Annotated in this window: 24 protein-coding genes; 18 read left to right on the top strand and 6 right to left on the bottom strand. The window is 71.4% G+C overall.

Features of this window, described 5'->3' with window-relative positions; genetic code table 11:
- Nucleotides 1-4: 4 nt before the first annotated feature.
- The 10 genes from AB0N22_RS09680 to AB0N22_RS09635 all read left to right on the top strand — a co-directional run bounded on the left by AB0N22_RS09680 (nucleotide 5) and on the right by AB0N22_RS09635 (nucleotide 7,610).
- Entirely contained in the window at nucleotides 5-358 is a 354-nt protein-coding gene (locus tag AB0N22_RS09680) for a holo-ACP synthase (protein WP_364638780.1), read from the top strand.
- Entirely contained in the window at nucleotides 352-1,749 is a 1,398-nt protein-coding gene (locus tag AB0N22_RS09675) for a bifunctional ADP-dependent NAD(P)H-hydrate dehydratase/NAD(P)H-hydrate epimerase (protein WP_364638777.1), read from the top strand. Before AB0N22_RS09680 ends, AB0N22_RS09675 begins: the two co-directional genes overlap by 7 nt.
- Nucleotides 1,746-2,867 carry an alanine racemase gene (gene alr, locus AB0N22_RS09670; protein WP_364638774.1) on the top strand — a complete coding sequence of 374 codons (1,122 nt, stop codon included), beginning with the start codon at nucleotides 1,746-1,748 and terminating at the stop codon, nucleotides 2,865-2,867. The genes AB0N22_RS09675 and alr overlap by 4 nt, the downstream gene beginning before the upstream one ends.
- The gene (locus AB0N22_RS09665) at nucleotides 2,864-3,841 is read left to right on the top strand and encodes an alpha/beta hydrolase (protein ID WP_364638772.1); all 978 of its coding nucleotides are present in this window, start codon (nucleotides 2,864-2,866) and stop codon (nucleotides 3,839-3,841) included. Before alr ends, AB0N22_RS09665 begins: the two co-directional genes overlap by 4 nt.
- A gap of 79 nt (nucleotides 3,842-3,920) precedes the next feature.
- Nucleotides 3,921-4,889, top strand: coding sequence for a tRNA (adenosine(37)-N6)-threonylcarbamoyltransferase complex ATPase subunit type 1 TsaE (gene tsaE / locus AB0N22_RS09660; protein WP_364638769.1), 969 nt, complete (start codon nucleotides 3,921-3,923; stop codon nucleotides 4,887-4,889).
- A gap of 23 nt (nucleotides 4,890-4,912) precedes the next feature.
- A complete protein-coding gene (tsaB, locus tag AB0N22_RS09655; protein WP_364638766.1) occupies nucleotides 4,913-5,548 on the top strand; it encodes a tRNA (adenosine(37)-N6)-threonylcarbamoyltransferase complex dimerization subunit type 1 TsaB in 636 nt (211 codons plus the stop codon).
- Nucleotides 5,545-5,976 carry a GNAT family N-acetyltransferase gene (locus AB0N22_RS09650; protein WP_364638763.1) on the top strand — a complete coding sequence of 144 codons (432 nt, stop codon included), beginning with the start codon at nucleotides 5,545-5,547 and terminating at the stop codon, nucleotides 5,974-5,976. Before tsaB ends, AB0N22_RS09650 begins: the two co-directional genes overlap by 4 nt.
- Nucleotides 5,973-6,383 carry a RidA family protein gene (locus AB0N22_RS09645; protein WP_364638760.1) on the top strand — a complete coding sequence of 137 codons (411 nt, stop codon included), beginning with the start codon at nucleotides 5,973-5,975 and terminating at the stop codon, nucleotides 6,381-6,383. The genes AB0N22_RS09650 and AB0N22_RS09645 overlap by 4 nt, the downstream gene beginning before the upstream one ends.
- Nucleotides 6,380-6,781 carry a DUF5709 domain-containing protein gene (locus AB0N22_RS09640; RefSeq protein ID WP_364638757.1) on the top strand — a complete coding sequence of 134 codons (402 nt, stop codon included), beginning with the start codon at nucleotides 6,380-6,382 and terminating at the stop codon, nucleotides 6,779-6,781. Before AB0N22_RS09645 ends, AB0N22_RS09640 begins: the two co-directional genes overlap by 4 nt.
- A 67-nt stretch (nucleotides 6,782-6,848) precedes the next feature.
- Entirely contained in the window at nucleotides 6,849-7,610 is a 762-nt protein-coding gene (locus AB0N22_RS09635; protein ID WP_364638754.1) for a lysophospholipid acyltransferase family protein, read from the top strand.
- Between the two features lie 73 nt (nucleotides 7,611-7,683).
- Here the strand turns inward: AB0N22_RS09635 and AB0N22_RS09630 are convergent, their stop codons facing one another.
- Nucleotides 7,684-8,196, bottom strand: a complete 513-nt coding sequence (locus tag AB0N22_RS09630) for a DinB family protein (RefSeq protein ID WP_364638751.1) — start codon at nucleotides 8,194-8,196, stop codon at nucleotides 7,684-7,686.
- Between the two features lie 27 nt (nucleotides 8,197-8,223).
- Between AB0N22_RS09630 and tsaD the strand changes: the two genes are divergently transcribed.
- Nucleotides 8,224-9,267 (top strand): tRNA (adenosine(37)-N6)-threonylcarbamoyltransferase complex transferase subunit TsaD, encoded by a 1,044-nt coding sequence (tsaD, locus tag AB0N22_RS09625; RefSeq protein ID WP_364638748.1) that lies wholly within the window; start codon nucleotides 8,224-8,226, stop codon nucleotides 9,265-9,267.
- Nucleotides 9,268-10,932: a glycoside hydrolase family 3 N-terminal domain-containing protein gene (locus AB0N22_RS09620; protein WP_364638745.1), complete on the top strand. Its 1,665-nt coding sequence runs from the start codon at nucleotides 9,268-9,270 to the stop codon at nucleotides 10,930-10,932.
- Here the strand turns inward: AB0N22_RS09620 and AB0N22_RS09615 are convergent.
- The 4 genes from AB0N22_RS09615 to AB0N22_RS09600 all read right to left on the bottom strand — a co-directional run bounded on the left by AB0N22_RS09615 (nucleotide 10,919) and on the right by AB0N22_RS09600 (nucleotide 14,310).
- The gene (locus tag AB0N22_RS09615; RefSeq protein ID WP_364638742.1) at nucleotides 10,919-11,782 is read right to left on the bottom strand and encodes a biotin-dependent carboxyltransferase family protein; all 864 of its coding nucleotides are present in this window, start codon (nucleotides 11,780-11,782) and stop codon (nucleotides 10,919-10,921) included. The genes AB0N22_RS09620 and AB0N22_RS09615 overlap by 14 nt on opposite strands.
- Nucleotides 11,779-12,360: an allophanate hydrolase subunit 1 gene (locus AB0N22_RS09610; RefSeq protein ID WP_364638739.1), complete on the bottom strand. Its 582-nt coding sequence runs from the start codon at nucleotides 12,358-12,360 to the stop codon at nucleotides 11,779-11,781. Before AB0N22_RS09610 ends, AB0N22_RS09615 begins: the two co-directional genes overlap by 4 nt.
- On the bottom strand, nucleotides 12,357-13,073 hold the full coding sequence (locus AB0N22_RS09605) for a 5-oxoprolinase subunit PxpA (RefSeq protein WP_364638736.1): 717 nt from the start codon (nucleotides 13,071-13,073) through the stop codon (nucleotides 12,357-12,359). The genes AB0N22_RS09610 and AB0N22_RS09605 overlap by 4 nt, the downstream gene beginning before the upstream one ends.
- 82 nt (nucleotides 13,074-13,155) lie before the next feature.
- Entirely contained in the window at nucleotides 13,156-14,310 is a 1,155-nt protein-coding gene (locus tag AB0N22_RS09600) for a class I SAM-dependent methyltransferase (RefSeq protein ID WP_364638733.1), read from the bottom strand.
- Between the two features lie 459 nt (nucleotides 14,311-14,769).
- Here AB0N22_RS09600 and groES point away from each other — a divergent pair, with 459 nt between their 5' ends.
- The 5 genes from groES to AB0N22_RS09575 all read left to right on the top strand — a co-directional run bounded on the left by groES (nucleotide 14,770) and on the right by AB0N22_RS09575 (nucleotide 20,254).
- On the top strand, nucleotides 14,770-15,063 hold the full coding sequence (gene groES, locus AB0N22_RS09595) for a co-chaperone GroES (RefSeq protein WP_056209271.1): 294 nt from the start codon (nucleotides 14,770-14,772) through the stop codon (nucleotides 15,061-15,063).
- Between the two features lie 86 nt (nucleotides 15,064-15,149).
- Nucleotides 15,150-16,754 (top strand): chaperonin GroEL, encoded by a 1,605-nt coding sequence (gene groL, locus AB0N22_RS09590; protein WP_364638730.1) that lies wholly within the window; start codon nucleotides 15,150-15,152, stop codon nucleotides 16,752-16,754.
- Between the two features lie 74 nt (nucleotides 16,755-16,828).
- Nucleotides 16,829-18,256 carry an RNB domain-containing ribonuclease gene (locus tag AB0N22_RS09585; protein WP_364638727.1) on the top strand — a complete coding sequence of 476 codons (1,428 nt, stop codon included), beginning with the start codon at nucleotides 16,829-16,831 and terminating at the stop codon, nucleotides 18,254-18,256.
- Between the two features lie 31 nt (nucleotides 18,257-18,287).
- Nucleotides 18,288-19,271, top strand: a complete 984-nt coding sequence (locus AB0N22_RS09580; RefSeq protein ID WP_364638723.1) for an ABC transporter substrate-binding protein — start codon at nucleotides 18,288-18,290, stop codon at nucleotides 19,269-19,271.
- Entirely contained in the window at nucleotides 19,268-20,254 is a 987-nt protein-coding gene (locus tag AB0N22_RS09575; protein ID WP_364638720.1) for an ABC transporter substrate-binding protein, read from the top strand. Before AB0N22_RS09580 ends, AB0N22_RS09575 begins: the two co-directional genes overlap by 4 nt.
- A gap of 3 nt (nucleotides 20,255-20,257) precedes the next feature.
- Here the strand turns inward: AB0N22_RS09575 and AB0N22_RS09570 are convergent, their stop codons facing one another.
- Complete coding sequence (locus tag AB0N22_RS09570) at nucleotides 20,258-20,860, bottom strand: TetR/AcrR family transcriptional regulator (protein WP_364638717.1); 603 nt, start codon at nucleotides 20,858-20,860, stop codon at nucleotides 20,258-20,260.
- A 109-nt stretch (nucleotides 20,861-20,969) separates the two neighbouring features.
- Between AB0N22_RS09570 and guaB the strand changes: the two genes are divergently transcribed.
- On the top strand, nucleotides 20,970-22,481 hold the full coding sequence (gene guaB, locus AB0N22_RS09565; RefSeq protein WP_364638714.1) for an IMP dehydrogenase: 1,512 nt from the start codon (nucleotides 20,970-20,972) through the stop codon (nucleotides 22,479-22,481).
- Nucleotides 22,482-22,484: the final 3 nt, after the last annotated feature.

Below are 22,484 nucleotides of genomic sequence, written 5' to 3'. Positions count from 1 at the left end.
CGAGATGACGATCGTGGGCATCGGGGTGGACGTGGTGGATCTCGCCCGGTTCGCCGCGACGCTCGAACGTACGCCCACGATGCGCAGCAGGCTGTTCACCGAGGCCGAGGCACACCTGCCGGTGGAGTCCCTCGCCGGCCGGTTCGCTGCCAAGGAGGCGCTCGCCAAGGCGATGGGCGCCCCTTCGGGGCTGTCCTGGCAGGACTTCGAGGTCGTCAACGACGCCCGGGGCGCGCCGAAGTTCGCGCTGCACGGCGCCGCTCCCGAGCGGCTCAAGGCGCTCGGCATCGTGACCGTGCACCTCTCGATCTCGCACGACACCACCGTCGCGACGGCGTTCGTGGTGGCTGAATGCTGAGTGCGCACGCCGTCGGCGACATCCGCGCCGCCGAGGAGGCCCTGGCGGCCACCCTCCCTGACGGTGAGCTCATGCGGCGCGCGGCGCGCGGACTGGCCGACCACCTCGACCTGATCCCGGCCGGCGACGTGGTGCTGTGCCTGATCGGGCCCGGCAACAACGGCGGCGACGCGTTGTACGCCGCCGTGCACCTGCTCGACCGGGGCGTGCGCGTGGACCTCTGCCTGCTCGAGGAGGCCAAGGTCCATGCCGGCGGGCTGGCTGCCGCGACGGCGGCCGGCGCGCAGGTCGTCAGAGCGCCGGGTGCGCAGCGCTGGTGCCTCGACGCGATCTTCGGCATCGGCGCGCGTCCCGGCCTGAGCGGCAAGGCCGCCGAGTGGGCCGGCTGGATCGACGAGCGTCGACCATACGTCTGGGCCGTCGACGTGCCGTCGGGCGTGGACGTAGACGGAGCGACCGTGCCGTCGGCGGCCGTACGCGCTGATGCCACCGTGACCTTCGGGACGCACAAGGCCGCCCTGCTGGCCGATCCGGCCGCTGCCCTGGCCGGGACGGTGACGCTGGTCGACATCGGCCTCGACCCCCATCTGCCGGCACCGTTGATCGAGGTCGTCGAGGCATCGGACGGTCACCTCCTGGACGACGTCCTGCCTGTTGCGACCTCGCACAAGTACGCCCGCGGCGTCCTGGGCATCGCCGCAGGCTCCGAGCAGTACGCCGGCGCGGCACACCTGTGCGTCGCCGGTGCCCAGGCCGGCCTCGCAGGGATGATCCGGTTCGTCGGCAGCGCAGAGCTCAGCCGGCGGGTCGTCGACCGGGCGCCTGAGGTCGTGGCCGGTCGCGGGCGTGTCCAGGCGTGGGTCGTCGGTCCGGGCAGCGGTGACGACGCCGCGTCACAGCTCGCCGTGGCGCTCGAGGACCAGGTGCCGGTCGTGGTCGACGCGAGCGCTCTGCAGCACCTCCCGCAGACGTTCGACGTGCCCGCGCTCCTGACGCCGCACGCCGGTGAGCTCGCCGAGATGCTCGGCACGGGACGCGAGAGCGTCGAGGCCGACCCGTTGGGTCACGCCACCGCGGCGGCGCAGCGCTGGAACGCCACGGTGCTGCTCAAGGGTCGGCGCACCGTCGTGGCCCGGGCCGGCGCCCCCTCGCGGGTCAACCGCAGTGGCTCGGCCTGGTTGGGCACGGCCGGGGCCGGCGACGTGCTGGCGGGCTTCGCCGGGTCGCTGATGGCCGCCGGGCTCGATCCCCTGGACGCCGGCTCAGTCGCGGCCTACCTGCACGGCGTCGCCTCCGTGCGGGCCAACCCGGACGGTCCGGTCGTGGCCACCGACGTGGCGCACGAGCTGCCGGCCACGGTCGCCGCGTTCGTGCAGGGGAGCCTCGCATGACGCCACAGGTCGAGGCGCGCATCGACCTCGAGGCGTTCCGGGCGAACCTCGCGGCTCTGCGGGAGTGCGCCCCGCAGTCGGCGCTCATGACCGTGGTGAAGGCCGACGCCTACGGCCACGGCGCTGCGCGGATGGCGCGGGCCGCACGGCAGTCGGGCTCGGACTGGCTCGGCGTCGCCACCGTGGCGGAGGCCCTGGCCCTGCGGTCGACGGGTGACACGGGCAACCTGCTCTGCTGGCTGGCCGCTCCCGGGGCGGACTTCGCGGCGGCGGTCGATGCCGGTGTCGAGGTCACCGCCTCGTCGGCCGCCCAGCTCGGCGAGATCCTTGCCGCGGCGACGTCGCAGCGCCCCAAGGTGCAGCTCAAGGTCGACACCGGCCTGTCGCGCAACGGCGCCTTCGGCGAGCAGTGGACCGAGCTGGTGGCCGCAGCGGCCGCCGCCCAGAGGGCCGGCACCGTCGAGGTCACCGGGGTGTGGTCGCACTTCGCGTGCGCCGACCAGGTGGAGCACCCGGCCAATGACGCCCAGGAGGCGGCCTTCCTGCAGGCCGTCGAGGAGCTCCGGGCAGCCGGGATCGAGCCGGCGCTGCGGCACCTCAGCAACTCCGCAGCGACGCTCACGCGGCCGTCGGCCCACCTCGACCTCGTCAGGGTCGGCATCGCGGCCTACGGCATCCGCCCCGACCCGCAGATGACCTACCCGACCGCCCTGACCCCGGTCATGACGCTGCGCGGCCGCCTCGCCGCGGTCAAGCGCGTGCCGGCCGGCACCAGCGTCTCGTACGGCCACACCTGGACGACCGACCGCGAGACGACGCTCGGGCTGGTCCCGATCGGCTACGGCGAAGGGATCCTGCGCACCGCGTCCAACCGCGCGGAGCTGGGCTTCGGCGGTCGCCGGGTGCCCCAGGTCGGGGTCGTCTGCATGGACCAGCTCGTCGTCGACCTCGGTGACCTGGCGGCAACGCGCGGTGACGCCGTGACGGTCTTCGGTCCCGGCGGCGACGGGGAGCCGACGGCCGAGGACTGGGGCATCGCGGCCGGGACGATCGCCTACGAGGTCGTGACGCGCCTGGGTGGCCGCATCGAGCGTACGTACGTGGGGGAGAACGCATGAGCCGGACGGCGAAGGTGGCCACGACGGCCGGCGCGTTCGTCGCCGCCGGGGTCGTCGCGTCGGTGCTCAACGGCCGGCAGCGCCACCAGCGTCGGTTGCGGCGGGGCGAGGACGTCGTGTTCGGGTCGGTCCACAGCGATCCCGTGCAGGTCACGGCGAGCGACGGCGTCCAGCTCAACGTGGAGGTCGACGAGGCCGAGTCGAGGACGCCGACGGTGGTGTTCGTGCACGGCTGGGTCGAGTCGATCGACGTGTGGCACTACCAACGGCTCGCGCTGCGCGGCAAGGTCCGCATGGTGTTCGTCGACCTGCGTTCCCACGGCGCGTCGGGCCGCTCGACCCGCACGCGTTCGACGCTGGCGCAGCTCGCCGACGACCTGCGCAGCGTCATCGCGGCCCAGGTGCCGAGAGGCCCGATCGTCCTCGTGGGGCACTCGATGGGCGGCATGGCGATCATGGAGCTCGCCGCGGCAGAGCCCCAGCAGTTCAGCCGTCGGGTCAAGGGTGTCGTGCTGCTCAGCACCAGCTCAGGCAGGCTGATGCGCAGCAGTCCTGCCCTGCGCTACCTGGTCCCGTTGCTGCGCGTGGCGTCGCCCGTGCTGGACTGGGGGCGTACGTTCAACAGCTATTCGATCGTTCGGCGCTGGGGACTCGGCCCGAACGCCCAGGAGCGACACGTCGACATGACCAACGAGCTGATCCTCGCGTCACCGACCCACGTCCTGATGGACTTCTACCCCCTGTTCGTCACGCTCGACACGACGGCCGGTCTCGAGGTCATCGGCCGCAGCCGGACCGTGGTGGTGGGCGGCACAGCAGACCTGATCACGCCGATCAAGCACAGCCGCCGGCTCGCCCAGGCGATCCCGGGCGCCACGCTCGTCGCACTCGAGGACGCCGGGCACATGGTCATGTTCGAGGAGCACCAGCGGGTCACCCGGGTCATCGAGGACGTCCTGGAGGCGACGGCATGACTGAGCGCCAGCGAAGGAATCATGTGGCAGCAGTCATGCCGTCGTCCTCATATCGTGGGCTTCTTGAGGAGGCGACGGCATGACCGCGCTCAACGTCATCCACGCCGGGCCGGAGCACGCGCCGCAGATCGTCGACATCATCCACCGCTCGTTCGGCGCCCGCCCGAGGCTGGACCCCCCGTCGACCGCGTCCGAGGAGACGGTCGAGTCCGTCGCGGAGGTCCTGGCCACGGCAGGAGGGCTGCTGGTCGAGCGTCGCGGCCTGCCGATGGGCGCGATGCTGTTCGACGAGTCGCGGCCGGGGCAGCTGGGTCTCAAGCGGGTCTGCGTCGACCCCGACATCCAGGCGCGCGGTGTGGCGTCGGCGATGGTCGGTGTCGCCGAGGACACGGCCGAGGAGCGCGGCAAGGACGGCATCTGGCTCGACGTGCGCGAGGAGCTGCCCGAGACCGTGCAGTTCTGGTCACGGCGGCTCTACTACCCCGTCGGCCGCGACCGGCAGTTCATCGAGTTCGGCAAGACCCTCTGGCTGGCGCGCGAGGTCCCGACACCCGAGGAGATGCACGCGCTGGCCGCCCGGCTCTCGACCTTGCTGCGCCCCGGCGACCTGCTGGTCCTGTCCGGCGACCTCGGCGCCGGCAAGACGACGTTCACCCAAGGCCTCGGCGAGGCGCTGAGCGTACGCGGTCCGATCACGTCCCCGACGTTCGTCATCGCCCGGACGCATCCCTCGCTCGCAGAGGGCCCGCCACTGGTGCACGTCGACGCCTACCGGCTCGGCAGTGCGGCCGAGCTCGACGACATCGACCTCGACGCCACCACCGAGGAGGCCGTCACGGTCGTCGAGTGGGGCGAGGGCATGGCCGAGCAGCTGGCAGACAGCTGGCTGCACGTACGCATCGAGGTGCGCGGGCCCCGTCCGATCGACCCGCTCGGCACGCCTCACGACGGCGACCCGGTCGACGAGGCCGAGCCGCGCGTCGTCACGGTCAAGCCGCACGGCTCTCGCTGGGTGGGCGTACCGCTCCGCTCGACGCTCCTGTCCTGACCCGTCACCGTTAGGGTTCACTCGTGCTGCTGCTTGCCTTCGACACCGCCACTCCGGCCATCACCGTCGCCGTCCACGACGGCGAGCGCGTCGTCGGCGAGGCCGCCGGAGCCGGTGCCATGGCGCACGGCGAGCTGCTCGCCCCGGCGATCCGCGACGCCGTGGCGCAGGCCGGCGCCACGATGGCCGACCTCACCGACGTCGCCGTAGGCGTGGGTCCCGGACCGTTCACCGGTCTCCGGGTCGGTGTCGTCACCGCGCTGACGCTCGGCGCCACGCTCGGGCTGACGACCCACGGGGTGTGCACGCTCGACATCATCGCTGCCGACACCCAGGTCGAGGGGGAGTTCCTGGTCGCCACGGACGCCCGGCGCAAGGAGGTCTACTGGGCGCGCTACGGCGGGGGACACGTACGCCTCGACGGTCCACATGTCGACTTTCCCGCCGATGTCGCCAACCGGCACGCCGACCTGCCGACGTACGGCCGCGGCGGCGAGCTCTACGACGGTGTCCTGCGCGCGGCGGGGGACGCCAGTGATCCGCGCGCGGCGGCACTCGCCAGGATCGTCGTCGCCGGCACGGCTCAGGTGCTGCCGCTCGAGCCGCTCTACCTCCGGCGACCCGACGCGATCCCCTCAGCGGCCACCAAGCGCGCATGATCCGCGAGGCGCTGCCGACCGAGGTCATGGCGGTCACCGCGATCGACCTCGCGTGCTTCGGCCGCCAGGCCTGGTCCGTGGCCGCGGTCCAGGCCATGCTCGATGACGACCGCCGCACCGTGCTGCACGACGACCTGGAGGCGTACGCCGTGATCGCGGTCGCCGGTGACGTCGCCGACCTCGAACGCATCGCCGTGATGCCGTCGCGGCGTCGCCGGGGGGTGGCTCGCGGGCTGCTGGACGCGCTCACCGTCGCGGCCGGAGCCCAGGGCGCGACCCGCATGCTTCTCGAGGTCGCCGCCGACAACGACGCAGCGCTCGCCTTCTACGAGTCGTACGGGTTCACGACGATCAGCACGCGCGTCGGCTACTACCCCGGCGGCGTCGACGCCGTCGTCATGCAGCTCGACCTCGAGGAGGCCCGATGAGGAAGAACGTCAGCTCACCGTCACCGTTCGAGGACGTCGTGGGCTACTCCCGCGCGGTCCGGGTCGGCAACCACGCGTGGGTCGCCGGCACCACCGCCACCGTCAAGGGCGAGGTGGTCGGTATCGGCGACGCCTACGAGCAGGCGCGGATCGCCTTCGGGATCGCTCTGGCGGCCCTGGCCACGGCGGGCATGGAGACGCAGCACGTCGTCCGGACCCGGATGTACGTGACCGACATCGCCGACTTCGACGCGGTCGGCCGGGCGCACAAGGAGATCTTCGACGTCGTGCGGCCCGTCGCCACGATGGTGCAGGTCGTGGCCCTCGCGCGCCCCGAGCACCTCGTCGAGGTCGAGATCGACGCACACGTTGCGTCCTCCGGCTGGCGTGGAAGGCTGGGAGCATGACCGAGACCCCAGAAGGCTTCGACGCCAACCTCGACGACGGTGACCACGGCCCGGACCAGGAGTCGATCTTCGACGACCCGGACGAGACGCTCGACGCGGGCTACTCCCCGCCGGAGAGCTACCGGGGCGAGGGGTTCGGCACGACAGCCGACGAGGCACTCCAGGGCGAGTCGCTCGACGAGCGCCTGCGCCAGGAGGTCCCCGAGCCGGATCCCTACGCCGACACGGACGAGGTCCTCGACGACGGCGAGGTCGGCACCGAGCGCGCTGGCCGTCTGGTCGACCCGGATGGTGGCATCGGCGAGGACACCGAGAAGGACCTCGTCGGCGACGACGTCGGCATCGACGGCGCCGCTGCGAGCGCCGAGGAGGCTGCCGTCCACATCGTCGAGGACTGAGCGGGCGAGGGCGTGAGCCTGCTCTCGATGATCGCCCCGGTGCACACGTGTCCACTAGGCTGACCCGATGCGCGACTTCACGTACCCTCCGGTGATCCTGACCGCCAAGACGCTGTTCAAGGCCCTCGGCATGAAGTTCCAGACCTCCGGCACGGAGCACATCCCGCGCACCGGCGGCGCCATCTTGGCGGCCAACCACATCGGCTACGTCGACTTCATCTTCGACGGCCTCGCGGCCCAGCCGAGCGGGCGGCTCGTGCGCTTCATGGCCAAGAAGGAAGCGTTCGACCACCGGATCTCCGGGCCGATCATGCGCTCCCTGCACCACATCTCGGTGGACCGCGAGAACGGCCTGGCGTCATACGACGAGGCGGTCGAGCTGGCCCGCAGCGGCGAGATCGTCGGGATCTTCCCCGAGGCCACGATCAGCCGCTCGTTCGAGATCAAGGAGCTCAAGACCGGCGCCGTGCGCATGGCCGCCGAGGCCGGGGTGCCGCTGATCCCGATGGTGACGTGGGGGACCCAGCTGCTCAAGACCAAGGACCACCCGTCGGACCTCACGGGGCGCGGGAAGACCATCGGCCTGCACGTGGGCGAGCCGCTCGAGGTCACGGGCGAGGACCCCGTCGCCGAGACGGCGCTGCTGCGCGAGGCCATGACGGCGCTGCTGGACAAGGCGATCGCCGACTACCCGCTCAGCCCGGAGGGCCAGTGGTGGGCGCCTGCCCGTCACGGCGGCACCGCACCGACGCCGGAGCAGGCCAAGGAGCTGGACGAGGAAGAGCTCCAGGCCCGCGCGGCCCGTCGCGCCGCCAAGCAGGCGGAGTAACAGCTCCGCTGAGCGTGACGATCTGCAGGCCCGCATCGGCGTGTCGCCTGCCAATCGTCACGCTCAGCGGAGGTCAGTCGCCGACGCTGCCGTCGGCCATCTCGCGCAGCAAGTCGAGGTGACCGTTGTGGCGAGCGGTCTCCTCGATCAGGTGCAGCAGGATCCAGCGGGCGGTCAGAGGCGTGCTGCGCCGGTGCTCACCTTTCATCGTCATGTCGAGGTCGACGGACTCGAACGCCGCGCGGGTGCGTGCGGCCTCCTCCTCGTACAGCCGGATGACGTCGTCCAGCGGCAGCTCGAGGCCTTCGCGCAGCTCGGCGTCGGGGTCCTCGTCGGACCACGGCCCGTCGTCCTCCCCACCGAACAGGTCGGCGTTGACCCATGACCGCTCGACCCAGCGCAGGTGGTTGAGCAGCGCCGCCGGGGTCGTCAGCGGAGACGTCTCGATCGGCGCGTGCCGCGCCTTGTCCTCATCGAGCCCCTGCACCTTGAACACCGCGGTCTCCTGGACGTAGCGCAGCATCGTGAGGAGCAGCGTGCGCTCGTCCCACGGTCCGTCGGGTCCCGGGTCGTCAGATCTCGTCATGGCTCCGAGCCTGTCACAATGGATGGCGTGACCGAACCGTTGGTGCTGGGCATCGAGTCGTCCTGCGACGAGACTGGCGTCGGCATCGTGCGAGGCACGGAGCTGCTGGCGCACGCGCTCTCGTCGAGCATGGAGCAGCACGTACGCTTCGGCGGCGTCGTCCCCGAGGTCGCCAGCCGGGCCCACCTCGAGGCCATGGTGCCGACGCTCGAGCAGGCGTACGCCGAGTCGGGCGTTCGCGTGCAGGACGTCGACGCGATCGCGGTCACGAGCGGACCGGGGCTGACCGGGGCGCTGCTGGTCGGCGTGGCGGCCGCCAAGGCGCTGGCCCTGGCCCACGACAAGCCGCTCTACGGGGTCAACCACCTCGCTGCGCACGTGGCGGTCGACCAGCTCGAGCACGGCCGGTTCGACGAGCGCGTCGTCGCCCTGCTGGTCAGCGGGGGGCACACCGAGATCCTGCTCGTCGACGACATCGTCACCGGCATCACCCTGCTCGGTCAGACGATCGACGACGCAGCGGGCGAGGCGTTCGACAAGGTCGCCCGGTTGCTCGGACTGCCCTACCCCGGCGGCCCGCACATCGACCGGGTCGCTCGCGACGGCGATCCGTCGACGATCGCGTTCCCCCGGGCCCTGACCGGCCGCGACCTCGACAAGCACCGCTACGACTTCTCGTTCTCCGGCCTCAAGAGCGCCGTCGCCCGCCACGTGCAGCACGAGGACCGCATGGGCCGTACGTTCGAGGTCGCCGACATCGCCGCGTCGTTCCAGGACTCGGTGTGCGACGTCCTGACCAAGAAGGCCATCGACGCCTGCCTCGACCACGACGTCAGGACCCTGATCATCGGGGGAGGGGTGGCCGCCAACGGCCGGCTCCGCCAGTTCGCCGAGGAGCGCGCCGCCGCGGCGGGCATCCGGATCCGCGTCCCCCGCATGGGTCTGTGCACCGACAACGGTGCCATGGTCGCCGCGCTGGGCGCCGAGGTCGTCCGCCGTGGACTTCCGCCGTCACCGCTCGACCTGCCCGCTGACTCCAGCCTGCCGGTCACCGAGGTCGTGGCTGCATAGGTGGAGGAGCAACGCCACGACCGAGCCGTCCGGGGACGCCGCATCGCTGCGGTCGTCCTCGTGGTCATGGTCGGCCTCTCCGCCGTCGGCTGGACCGTGAGCCGCGACCGGTCCAGCCCTGCTTCGTCGGACGCCCCGACCCCGAAGCCCTCACGCACGCCGACCGCGCCGCCCGAGCCCGCGGGATGGGTACCGACCGCCGACGAGTCGGCGAAGGCGAAGGCTCTCGCCGACGACCTGAGCCTCGCCGAGCTGGCCGGGCAGCTGATCGTCGCGCGCAGCCTCTCCGAGGAGGCGTCGCTGGCGCTGGTCCGCGACAAGCACTTCGCCGGAGTCATGGTGACCAGCCCGCAGATCCTGGACGTGACGACGGACGACCCGTTGAGCCAGGTCAAGGCGTTCAACCGGCGGCTCCACGAGGCCGGTGACGAGCGCGGCGTGCCGGTCATGGTGCCGATCGACCAGGAGGGCGGACTGGTGGCCCGGCTGGCCGAGCCCCTGACCACGTTCCCGACGTTCATGTCGGCCGGCTCCGCGATCGCGGGCGACCCCCGCATCGGGGCGCGCGCCGTGACCGGGGCGGCTCGCGCCTCCGGCGCCGAGCTGCGGGCCGCCGGCTACAACACGGTCTTCGCGCCGTCTGGGGACATCACGGTCGGCCCGGCCGACCCGATCATCGGCAGCCGCTCGGCCGGCGCTGACCCGGAGATCGTCGCCAGGGCCGTCGTCGCCGCGGTCGACGGCTACTCCGAGGCCGGCATCATCTCGGCGGTCAAGCACTTCCCGGGGCACAACGTCGACGAGGACAGCCACCGTGGCCTCCCGGTCCTCGCCAGCGACCGTGATCGCCTGCGCCGCCACGACCTCAGGCCGTTCGAGGCGGCGATCGAGCGGTCGGCGCCGGGCATCATGACGGGGCACCTCGAGGTCCCGGCGATCGACAAGGGCGTGCCGGCCTCGCTCTCGAGCAAGGTCGTGACCAAGGGCCTGCGACGCAACCTCGGGCACGAGGGCCTCATCGTCAGCGACTCGCTCGGCATGGGTCCGATCATGTCGCGCCACCCCGGGGGCGATGCCGCGGTCGAGGCGCTCAAGGCCGGCAGCGACCTGGCGCTGATGCCCGCGGACAACGACAAGGCGTACGACGCCGTCCTCGATGCACTCGAGTCGGGCGAGATCCCTGAGCGGCAGGCTCGCGAGTCCGCCACCCGGGTGATCGCCTACCTGCTGCACAGCGACGGGTCGAAGCGGTTGCCGGGTGCGCCCGGCAGCCACGTCAAGGAGGCCGAGGCCCTGTCCTCCGCGGCGTTGACGGTCGTCGCCGCGCCCTGCCCGGTGCAGAAGGTCCGGGCGGTACGCCCGACAGGGCCCGGCAAGGCGGTCGCGAGCTTCCGCGCCGCTGCCGAGGACGAGGGCCTGTCGCTCGGCTCGGGTCCGTCCCTCGCGTTCACCGGGCCGGGGACCGGCGGAGCCGTGGCCGACATCGTGGTGTCGACCGACACTCCGTACGCACTGGCGCAGAGCACCGCAGCGACCAAGATCGCGCTCTACGGCGACGGCGTCCCCGCGATGCGGGCTCTCGTGAAGCGCCTGATGGGTGAGGGCCGGGCTCCGGGCGACCTGCCGATCAAGGGCACGGGCCTCAAGAAGGTCAAGGCCTGTTGAGCGCGCGGCGCCGGAACCGCACGACCTGACCCGGGCCGGCCTGCGCCAGCCGGTCGGTGTGCCGGTCGAGCACGACCGCGATGACCGGGTATCCACCGGTGACCGGGTGGTCCGGGCCGAAGATGATCGGCTGGCCGTCGGCCGACACCTGGATGCTGCCGCGGATGCACGGCTCGCTCGGCAGCTCGCCGGTGCGGGACCGCTGGAGCACAGGGCCGGTCAGGCGTACGCCGACCCGGTTCGACGCCGGGCTGACCTGCCACGGTGACTCGAGGAGCAGCCGCACCGCGGCAGGGGTGAACCAGTCGTCCCGTGGACCCAGCACCACGTCGAGCGTCAGCTCACCCGTGCGCCCGATCGGTGGGACGTCCTCGAGGTCGGGTGGACGGCTCGCCGGACCGACCTCGAGGCGGTCGCCCTCGTGCAGTGGTGCCGGTCCGAGGCCGGCCAGGGTGTCGGTCGAGCGCGAGCCCAGCTCGGAGCGAGGCGCGAACCCACCGGCCACGCCGACGTACGCCCGCAGGCCCGCCGTCGGGGTTCCCAGCGCGAGGCGCTGGCCGGCGCGCAGCGGGATCGCGCGCCCGTACGCCGCAGGGTCGCCGTCCACCGTGATCGGTCCCGCACCACCGGTCACCGCGATCATGACGGATGACGCGGCGCGCAGGAGCAGCCCGCCACCGAGCACCTCGAGGGCCGCGGCCGCCGGGTCGTTGCCGAGCACGAGGTTGAGCTGCCGCAGCGCGGCCCGGTCGAACGCGCCGGAAGCGCTCACCCCGACGTGCCCGAGTCCCGGCCGGCCGCTGTCCTCGACCAGCGCCAGCAGGCCCGGCGACTCGACGACCAGCGTCATGCGACGACGAACGTGACGGTCGTGCCGGCGGTCAGCAGTGCCGGTGGCTCGCGGGTGCTGTCCCACATCGTGACGTCGGTGCGGCCGATGAGCTGCCACCCACCGGGCGACTCGCGGGGGTAGACCCCGCTGAACTCACCGGCGAGCCCGACGGCACCGGCCGGCACCCGACTCCTCGGCGAGTCCCGTCGCGGCACGCGGAGCCGTGGGTCCCCGCCCACGAGGTAGGAGAACCCCGGGGCGAAGCCGCCGAACGCGACGGTCCACGGCGTCGCGGCATGTGCCTCGACGACCTCGGCAGGACGCAGCCCGGTCAAGCGGGCGACCTCGTCGAGGTCATCCCCGTCGTAGGCGACCGGGATCTCGATCCCCGCGTCCTCGGGGCGGGTGGAGGACTCGGCCGGCGCGCTGCGGCCGACGAGCGAGCGCAGCGCGGCCGGGTCGCCGCGCAGCAGCACGCTCCGGGCCCCCAGCACCGCCTCGGCCTCGTCGTGCAGGGCGGTGAACCACCGCTGCGCCTCGTCGAGGGACTCGCAGTCGAGCAGCAGGGCCGTGTCGCCGTACGGCTTGAGGTTCACGGCCCGACGCTCATCAGCTCGGCGCCGGCGGCCTCGAGGGCGACGCGCACGGCGCGGGCGAGCTCGACCGCCCCGGGGCTGTCGCTGTGGACGCAGACCGACGAGACGCTGTCCATCAGGCGGACGGCCTGCGCCGCGACCGCGACCGGGTCGTCGATGACCGCGCCGGGCTCGCCGCGCGGGACGAGGCGGCCGTCCGAGGTGTACGCGCGATCGGCGAAGCCCTCACGGACGATCGGGATGCCGGACGCCTCGGCGATCGACAACGAGACCGACCCGGGCAGCCCGAGCAGCGGCAGCGGTGCGGCGAGACCCTGCAGGGCGTCGACCACGGCCTGCGCCTGGACGTCGTCGTCGACGATGGCGTTGTAGAGCGCGCCGTGCGGCTTGACGTACGAGACCGTCCCGCCGACGGATCGCGCGATCTCGTCCAGCAGGAGGATCTGGCTCAGCAGCTCGCCGGTGAGCTCGTCGGGCGGCATCTCGAGGTGGAGCCGGCCGAAGTTGTCGCGGTCCGGATAGCCCACCTGTGCGCCGATGGACGTCCCCCTCGAGACGGCCGCCTCGCAGGTCGCACGCATCAGGTCGGCGTCGCCGGCGTACGCGCCGCAGCACACGTTGGCGCTCGTCACGAGGGCGAGGAGCGCGAGGTCCTCGCCGGACTCCCACCGGGGCCACGACTCCCCGAGATCGGCGTTGAGGTCGATCCGCATGCCCTCAGGGTAGGCCCGAGATTCAGATCCCGGTGCACCACGCCGTGGCCGGCGACGATGCGCGGGAATCCAAACTCGGGGGCTAGAGACGCTCGACGAGGAAGGCGCGGCCCTGGCCGAGGACCCGCGTCATGATCATCGTCGCGGTGTTGGGTCCCTTGAGCTTGAGCCGACGGACCAGCTCCTCGGGGACGACGTCCACGCCGCGCTTCTTGACCGTCAACGTCCCGACACGGCGGACCTGCAGCGCGGCCCTGAGCGGCTTCTCGCGGAACGGCAGCTCGTCGACGATCCGGAACCCTCGGGCCAGCGGGGTCGCGTGGACGGCGTCCGAGGAGACGTACGCGATGTGCGGGTCCGGGAGCCAGCCGCCGATCGTCGCGGCGAGCTCGCTGACGAGACCCGAGCGGATGACGGCGTCGTCCGGCTCGTAGAGGTGGGCTCCGACGTCGGCCACCGCCACGGGTGCCCCGGTCGAGACCAGCTGCGCGCCGGACGGCAGGACGGTCGCGCGCCGGACCGCGGTCGCGAACGGCGCACCCCACAGGCACGCCTCGACGAGGTTGCCGCCGTCGCTGACCCACTCGGCCTCGACGCCGGCCGGCACCGCGTCGTGGGCGAGCCCCGGCATCAGCTTGGCGACGGCCCGGCCGGCCAGCAGCTGCCGCACCCAGTCCCATGGCGGTTGGAGGTCGGCGGTCGAGAACGTACGCCCTCGGCCGTCCCGACGCGCAGGATCGACGAAGGCGACCTCGTCGGCCGCGATCTCGACGTCGCGGACGTCGGCGCAGGCGACGTCGCCCTCCAGCCCGAGGGCTCGCAGGTTGGCCGCGGCGATCGCGACGCGCACGGGGTCGAGCTCGACGCCCCGCACCCTCAGGCCGGCGCGGGCCAGGGCGACGAGGTCGCCGCCGATGCCGCAGCCGAGATCCACGACGGCGTCGGCGCCGGTCGCCGCGAGTCGCTCGGCACGGTGCCTGGCGACGGACCCGCGGGTGGACTGCTCGAGCGCGTCGTGGGTGAAGTACATCCGTTCGGCGTCGTCGCCGAACTTGCTCCTCGCCTTGCCCCGGAGGTGGTTCTGCGTCACAGCAGCTGCGACGAGGGCTGGAGCGTACGTCTTGCGCAGCCGGGTGCCCAGGGCCAGGTCGGACTCGACACCGGCTCGATCGGCCACCTCGGCCAGCAGGTGCTGGCCCGCGGGAGCCAGCAGCTGGTCGAAGGTGGCCAGGTCCATGAGGCGACCCTAGCGACGAGCGAAGCGAGAAGAGCACGCCGGACGAGATCTGCGGGCAGACCCGGCCACAGCGACGAGCGAAGCGAGGAGAGCGGCCTCGGGCGGAGCTCTGCGCGCAGACCCGGCCATAGCGAGGGCGAAGCCCGAGAGCGGGCCCCGGCGGAGCTCTGCAAGCACCAGACCACAGCGACGAGCGAAGCGAGGAGAGCGGCCTCGGGCGGAGCTCTGCGCAATCCTGACCACAGCGACGAGCGAAGCGAGGAGAGCGGGCCCCGGACGAAGTCCGGAAGCGAGCACGAAGCGAAGCGAGTGCGGGCCCGCTAGCACTCACTAGACCCGAGTGCTAGATTTCGTATTGGCACTCTCGCCATGAGAGTGCCAAGCATCGGTGAGTACGACCCCCGCGACGGCGTGCCCACCAGCGTCCATGTTCCACCGCCTGAAAGGGGAGGTCGACACGTGTCGGTCACCATCAAGCCGCTCGAGGATCGCCTGGTCATCCAGGCTGTCGAAGCCGAGCAGACCACTGCATCAGGTCTGGTCATCCCGGACACTGCCAAGGAGAAGCCCCAGGAGGGCAACGTCATCGCCGTAGGACCCGGCCGGGTCGACGACAACGGCAACCGCGTTCCTCTTGACGTCGCCGTCGGCGACAAGGTCATCTTCAGCAAGTACGGCGGCACCGAGGTCAAGTACGACGGCCAGGAGTACCTCATCCTGTCCGCGCGCGACGTCCTCGCTGTCGTTTCGTGATCTGACGCCCCGGCGCCCCTCCGCGGGCGCCGGGGCCTCTCACGTCCCTCCTCCGTCGCACCCATAGATCTCGAAAGAAGCTGACAATGCCCAAGATCCTCGAATTCGACGAGAACGCCCGCCGCTCGCTCGAGCGCGGCGTCGACAAGCTCGCCGACACCGTCAAGGTCACCCTCGGCCCCAAGGGCCGCTACGTCGTCCTCGACAAGAAGTGGGGCGCTCCCACGATCACCAACGACGGCGTGACCGTCGCCCGGGAGGTCGAGCTCGACGACCCGTTCGAGAACCTCGGCGCCCAGCTGGCCAAGGAAGTCGCCACCAAGACCAACGACGTCGCCGGTGACGGCACGACCACCGCCACCGTCCTCGCCCAGGCCATGGTCCACGAGGGACTGCGCGCCGTCGCCGCCGGTGCCAACCCGGTCGGCCTCAAGAAGGGCATCGAGGCGGCCGTCGAGGCCGTCGTCGCCCGCCTGCACGAGGTCGCGCGCGATGTCGACGACATCAAGGACATGACCGACGTCGCGACCGTCTCGTCGCGCGACGGCGTCATCGGCCAGCTCATCGCCGAGGCCTTCGACAAGGTCGGCAAGGACGGCGTCATCACGGTCGAGGAGTCCAACACGATGGGCACCGAGCTCGAGTTCACCGAGGGCATGCAGTTCGACAAGGGCTACCTGTCGCCCTACTTCGTGACCGACACCGAGCGCATGGAGACCGTCCTCGACGATCCCTACATCCTCGTCAACCAGGGCAAGATCTCCGCGGTCAGCGACCTCCTGCCCATCCTGGAGAAGGTCGTCCAGGCCGGCAAGCCGCTGTTCATCATCGCCGAGGACGTCGACGGCGAGGCGCTGTCGACGATCGTCGTCAACAAGATCCGCGGCACGTTCACCTCGGCAGCCGTCAAGGCTCCCGCCTTTGGCGACCGCCGCAAGGCCATGCTGCAGGACATCGCGACCCTCACCGGCGCGCAGGTCGTGACGCCCGACGTCGGCCTCAAGCTCGACCAGATCGGGCTCGAGGTCCTCGGCACGGCTCGCCGCGTCGTCATCACCAAGGACGACACGACGATCATCGACGGCGGCGGCGACGCGGCCGAGGTCGACGGCCGGGTCAGCCAGATCAAGGCCGAGATCGAGAACACCGACTCCGACTGGGACCGCGAGAAGCTCCAGGAGCGCCTCGCGAAGCTCGCCGGCGGCGTCTGCGTCATCAAGGTCGGCGCGGCCACCGAGGTCGAGCTCAAGGAGAAGAAGCACCGCATCGAGGACGCCGTCTCGGCGACCCGCGCGGCGATCGAGGAGGGCATCGTCGCCGGTGGCGGCTCCGCTCTCGTCCACGCCGTCTCGGTCCTCGAGGGCAACCTCGGCCTGACCGGTGACGAGGCAGTCGGTGTCCGCATCGTCCGCATCGGCGCCGACGCCCCGCTCGAGTGGATCGCCCGCAACGGCGGCGTCTCCGGCGAGGTCGTCGTCAACAAGGTCCGCGAGAGCGGCGAGGGCTACAACGCGGCGACCGAGGAGTACGGCGACCTGGTCGCGCAGGGCGTCCTCGACCCGGTCAAGGTCACGCGCTCCGCGCTGGCCAACGCCGCGTCGATCACGGCCATGCTCCTCACGACCGAGACCTTGGTCGTCGAGAAGCCGGCCGACGACGAGGCTGACGCCCACGCGGGTCACAACCACTGACCCGTACCCGGCACTGAGAGCGGGTCCCACCTTCGGGTGGGGCCCGCTTTCGCGTTCCGGCTAGGTTCGACCTCGTGAGCACACCGCGGCACGACTTCGACGACGTCCGTTCCGAGCTCGGCCTCCCCCCTGCTGCCGAGACCGACCGCTTCCCTCCTGAGGTCGTCGCCGAGGCCGAGACGATCGCGGCAGCGCGCCGTGGTGACGTCGAGGACGCCACTGCCACCCCGTTCGTGACGATCGACCCGCCCGGGGCCCGTGACCTGGACCAGGCGATGTTCCTCGAGCGTGCGGGCGACGGCTTCAGGGTCCACTACGCGATCGCCGACCTCGGGGTCGCGATCCCACCGAACGGTGCGGTCGACGCCGAGGCGCGGCAACGGGGCCAGACGATCTACCTGCCCGACGGCCGGGTGCCGCTGCACCCGCCGGCCATCTCCGAGGACGCACTGAGCCTGCTCCCAGGGGTCGTGCGCGGGGCGGCACTGTGGACGATCGACGTCGCGGCAGACGGCAGCACGAGCAACGTGTCCGTACGGCGTGCGCTCGTGAAGTCCGTCGAGCAGCTCGACTACGAGGGTGTCCAGGCTTCGTTCGACGCCGGTTCGCCCCACCCGTCGGTCGAGCCCCTGGGTGACCTCGGTCGGCTGCGCCGGCAGGTGCGGGTCGATCGTGGCGCGCTCGAGCTCGCGCTGCCCGAGCAGGAGGTCGAGCGCGTCGAGGATGGCTCGTCGGCCTCAGGACGAGGCTGGCGCGTCGTGATGCGCACCCGCACCGAGGTCGACGGCTGGAACGCCGAGGTGTCGCTGCTGACCGGCATGGCGGCTGCGCAGCTGATGCTCGAGGCGAAGGTCGGCCTCCTGCGTACCCTTCCGGCAGCGGACCGCCGCGCCGAGTCCGAGTTCCTGCGCACGGCGCGGGCGCTGCAGGTGCCGGTTCCCGACGGGGCCACGCCGGCCCAGGTCCTGGTCGGCCTCGACCCGGCACTCCCGGCGTCCATCGCCCTGATGACCGAGGCGACGCGCCTGCTCAGGGGAGCGGGCTACGAGGCGTTCGACGGCGGGGTCCCTGCCCAGGTCGACCATGCGGGGGTGGGTGGCCCCTACGCCCACGTGACGGCCCCGTTGCGGCGGCTGGCCGATCGCTTCGGCACGGAGGTGTGCCTGGCGATCTGCGAGGGCCGCGCCGCGCCGGACTGGGTGCGGGAGGCGTTGCCTTCGCTGCCCGAGATCATGCAGGCCTCGGACCGGCGGGCGTCCAAGGCGGACCGGACGTGCATCGACCAGACCGAGGTCTGGACGTTGGCCGGGCGCATCGGCGAGACCTTCGAGGCGATCGTGATGCATGCCGACCGCGAGGGTGGCGAGATCATGCTGCGCGAGCCGCCGGTCATCGCGCGGTGCCGGGGCGCGGGACTCCGCGAAGGCGCGCGGATCGCGGTGCGCCTGGCGGACGTCGACGAGGCCAAGCGTGAGGTGGAGTTCACACCGACCGCGGTATGAGGGGAGCGAGCGCTTAGGTTAGGCTCCCCTTATGAAACGCTTTCCTCTCGCGGCTGCAGTCGCGACCGCCCTGATCGCCCTCACCGCTTGCGGCTCCTCGTCATCCGACGGTGACGCCGGCAGCGGCCCGTGGACGTTCACCGACGACCGCGGCACGAAGATCTCGGTCGACGGCACGCCCCGGCGCATCGTGGTGCAGTCCTCCATCGCCGCCGCGCTGACCGACCTCGGTCTGGGTGACCAGATCGTCGGCACCTTCGGCCCGCTCAAGCTGTCCGACGGCTCGGTCGATCCGCAGGCAGCCGGGCTCGACCCCGAGGACGTCACCGACGTCACCGGCGGTGGCGAGTACGGGACGCTCGACCTCGAGAAGCTCGCGGCGCTCAAGCCGGACCTCGTCGTGACCAACATGTACGTCAAGCCGGAGCTCTGGTACCTCAACGACGCCACCGCGAAGCAGGTCGAGAAGCTCGCGCCGACCCTCGCGATCAACTTCCAGGGGCTCGACCTGGTCGAGACCCTCGACGCGGTCGAGAAGGTCGCCGCGAGGCTCGGGGCCGATCTGCAGGACGACGACGCCGTCGAGGGACGCAAGGCGTTCGAGGCGGCGAGCAAGCGGCTGTCGGCCGTCGGCGACGAGCTCGAGGGCAAGACCGTCCTGCCGGTGTCCGCGACCGCCGACCTGTTCTATGCGGGAGACCCCAAGCAGTTCCCGGACATCGCGTACTACCAGTCGATCGGCCTGCCCATCGCGCCCGTGAAGCCCAAGAAGGGCTCCTACTGGGACGAGCTGAGCTGGGAGAAGTCGGACAAGTACGACGCCGACATCATCCTGTGGGACGACCGGCTCGGTGCCGGCGGCCTCAAGTCCCTCAAGGCCCAGCCGGTGTTCGGCACGATCACCGGCGCCAAGAACGACGCGTACGTCCCGTGGGCGGCGGTCACCCCGCCCGGCTACGCGGCGTACGCCCGCATCATCGACACCCTCGTCGACAACCTGAAGGAGCAGCTGTGAAGAAGCTCGGGGCGGCCCTGGCCGCCGCATCGATGATCGCGCTCGCTGCGTGCGGCTCATCGGCATCCGACGACGCGGGCTCCGGCCCGTGGAAGTTCAAGGACGACCTCGGTACCGCGATCTCGCTCGACCAGGCACCCGATCGGCTCATCGTGCAGTCGTCGGTCGCTGCGGCGCTGACGGACCTCGGGCTCGGGGACAAGATCGTCGGCACGTTCGGGCCGCTCAAGAACGCCGAGGGCAAGCCGGACTCGCAGGTCGCCGGCCTCGACATCACCAAGGCGACCGATGTCACCGGGGGTGGCGAGTACGGCACGCTCGACCTCGAGAAGGCCGCGAGCCTCAAGCCCGACCTCGTCGTCACGAGCGCCTACCTCGAGAGCGATCTCTGGTACGTCAACGACGCGACCGCCAAGAAGCTCAAGCAGCTCGCCCCGATCATGGTCGTGAGCTTCGACGGCAAGACCCTGCCGGAGATGCTGGACTCGACCGAGCGTGCCGCCACGGCCCTGGGCGCCGACGTCGACTCCGACGCGGTGCAGAACGCGCACGACGAGTTCGCCGCCGCCGCCGACCGCGTCGAGCAGGCCGGCTCGGACCTCGGCAGCAAGAAGATCGTCGTCGGCTCGCCCGCCAAGGACGTCTTCTACGTGTCCAACCCCCAGGTCAGTCCCGACCTGAAGTACTGGCGCGACCAGCTCGGGCTGCCGATCACGGTGCCGAGCAAGCCCGACGAGGGCGGCTACTTCCAGACGCTGAGCTGGGAGAAGGCGGACCTGCATCCCGCCGACGTCTTCCTGTACGACGACCGGGTCGGCAAGGCCGGCCTGGCGATTCTCGACGACCAGCCGGTGTTCCAGACGCTCGCAGCGGCAAAGGACAAGGCCTACATCCCGTGGACGTCGGTCGCGCCGCCGAGCTACCAGGCGTACGCGGACATCATGAACCGTCTGGCCACCGAGCTCGAGAAGTACGCGGGCTGAGGGCTAGGAGGAACGGCGCTGGTCGAGGCCGCTCAGGACGATCTCGAGCTTGCGGTCGTACCAGCCTCGGCCGCGCCAGACCTCTTCGGTGTCGTACGCCTTCAGGACCGGGACGCGGGGTCCGTCGGCATGGCTCTTCTCGATGGCCTTGAGGCGCCGCATCTCGGCAGAGGCCGTGAGAGCGAGGGTGATGATGAACTCCACGGCGACGGCGGCGTCCTCGAGCAGGAAGCCGTTGGCCTGGAGGGACTCGATGTACCTCTCGATGCGGTCCTCGACGGCGCGCGGCGACTTGGGCGCGCCGAGGGCGGCGGTGTCGAGTCCGGGGTGGTCGTCGCACATCTGCCAGATGGTCTCGCCGATGCTCTTGAGGAGCTCGTCCCACGGCAGGTCGGCGGACGGCCACGTCGCAGCGAGGATCGCCTTGTCGAGGGCGCGGAGCAGCAGGTCGTCGCGGTCCTCGACGTAGCGGTAGAGACCGGAGTGAGCCACCCCGAGCCGGCGGGCGACCGAGGGCATGCTGAACGTGGCGATTCCGTCGTCGAGCGCAGCCTGTGCGATGACATCGACGGTGAGCGCCCTCGGGCGTCCTGGCTTGCGGTCCATCGCGCCATCATACTCCGGGTACGGTCCACATGTCGGGTCTTCTGTGATGCCCGTCGCAGCCTCCAACCGGAGGCGCTTCCGGCCTTCACCAGGGCGGTAGGATGGGGCAATGGTGAACACCGGCATTCCTGACAAGTTTGCGCCCCTCGGCCTGACCTACGACGACGTCCTCCTGCTGCCCGGGTTCTCCGACCTCAACCCCAGCGAGATCGACACGACGTCGCGGCTCACCCGCGAGATCAGTCTCAGGATCCCGCTGGTCAGCGCCGCGATGGACACCGTCACGGAGTCGCGGATGGCGATCGCCATGGCGCGTCAGGGCGGCATCGGCGTCCTGCACCGCAACCTCTCCCTGGAGGACCAGGCCTACCAGGTCGACCTGGTCAAGCGCACCCAGACCGGCATCATCTCCAACCCCGTGACGATCGGCCCGGACGCGACGCTCGAGGAGCTCGACCGCATCTGCGGCGAGTACCGCGTCTCCGGCCTCCCGGTCGTCGACACCGACAACCGGCTGCTCGGCATCATCACCAACCGCGACCTGCGCTTCACGCCGGTGGCGGAGTGGGCCTCGACCAAGGTCGACGAGGTCATGACCCCGATGCCGCTGATCACCGGCCCCGAGGGCATCTCCCGCGAGGACGCGACGCTCCTGCTGCGCAAGCACAAGCGGGAGCGTCTGCCGCTGATCGACGACGCGGGACGTCTTGCCGGGCTCATCACGGTCAAGGACTTCGTCAAGTCCGAGCAGTTCCCGCACGCCTCGAAGGATGCCGACGGTCGCCTCATGGTCGGTGCGGCGATCGGCTACTTCGGCGACGCCTGGGAGCGCGCCACGACGTTGATCGACGCGGGTGTCGACGTGCTCGTGGCCGACACGGCCCACGGGCACGTGCGGCTCCTCCTCGACATCGTCAAGCGGCTCAAGACGGACCCGGCGACGCGTCACGTGCAGGTCATCGGCGGCAACGTCGCGACCCGCGAGGGCGCCCAGGCCTTCGTCGACGCCGGCTCCGATGCGGTCAAGGTCGGCTTCGGGCCGGGCTCGATCTGCACGACCCGCGTCGTGACGGGCTGCGGCGTCCCCCAGGTCACCGCTGTCTACGAGGCCTCGCTGGCCGCCAAGCCCGCCGGTGTCCCGGTCATCGCCGACGGCGGCCTGCAGCAGTCGGGCGACATCGCCAAGGCCCTGGTCGCCGGTGCCGAGACCGTCATGATCGGGTCGATGCTCGCCGGCGTCGAGGAGTCACCCGGCGAGGTCGTCTTCGTCAACGGCAAGCAGTTCAAGGCCTACCGCGGGATGGGGTCGCTGGGGGCGATGAGCAGCCGGGGCAAGAAGTCCTACTCCAAGGACCGCTACTTCCAGGCCGAGATCACGAGCGACGACCACATCGTCCCCGAGGGCGTCGAGGGCCAGGTCGCCTATCGCGGCCCGCTGTCGGCCGTCGCGCACCAGCTGGTCGGCGGGCTCAACCAGTCGATGTTCTACGTCGGCGCGCGCACGATCCCGGAGCTGCAGGACAAGGGCCGGTTCGTGCGCATCACGTCGGCCTCCCTCAAGGAGAGCCACCCGCACGACATCCAGATGACCGCAGAGGCACCCAACTACAGCTCCCGCTGACCA

Source organism: Aeromicrobium sp. NPDC092404 (assembly GCF_040684095.1).
Classification (GTDB): Bacteria; Actinomycetota; Actinomycetes; order Propionibacteriales; family Nocardioidaceae; genus Aeromicrobium.
Note: the sequence above shows the minus strand (reverse complement) of the source record. Positions and strands in the feature narration are given on the sequence as shown.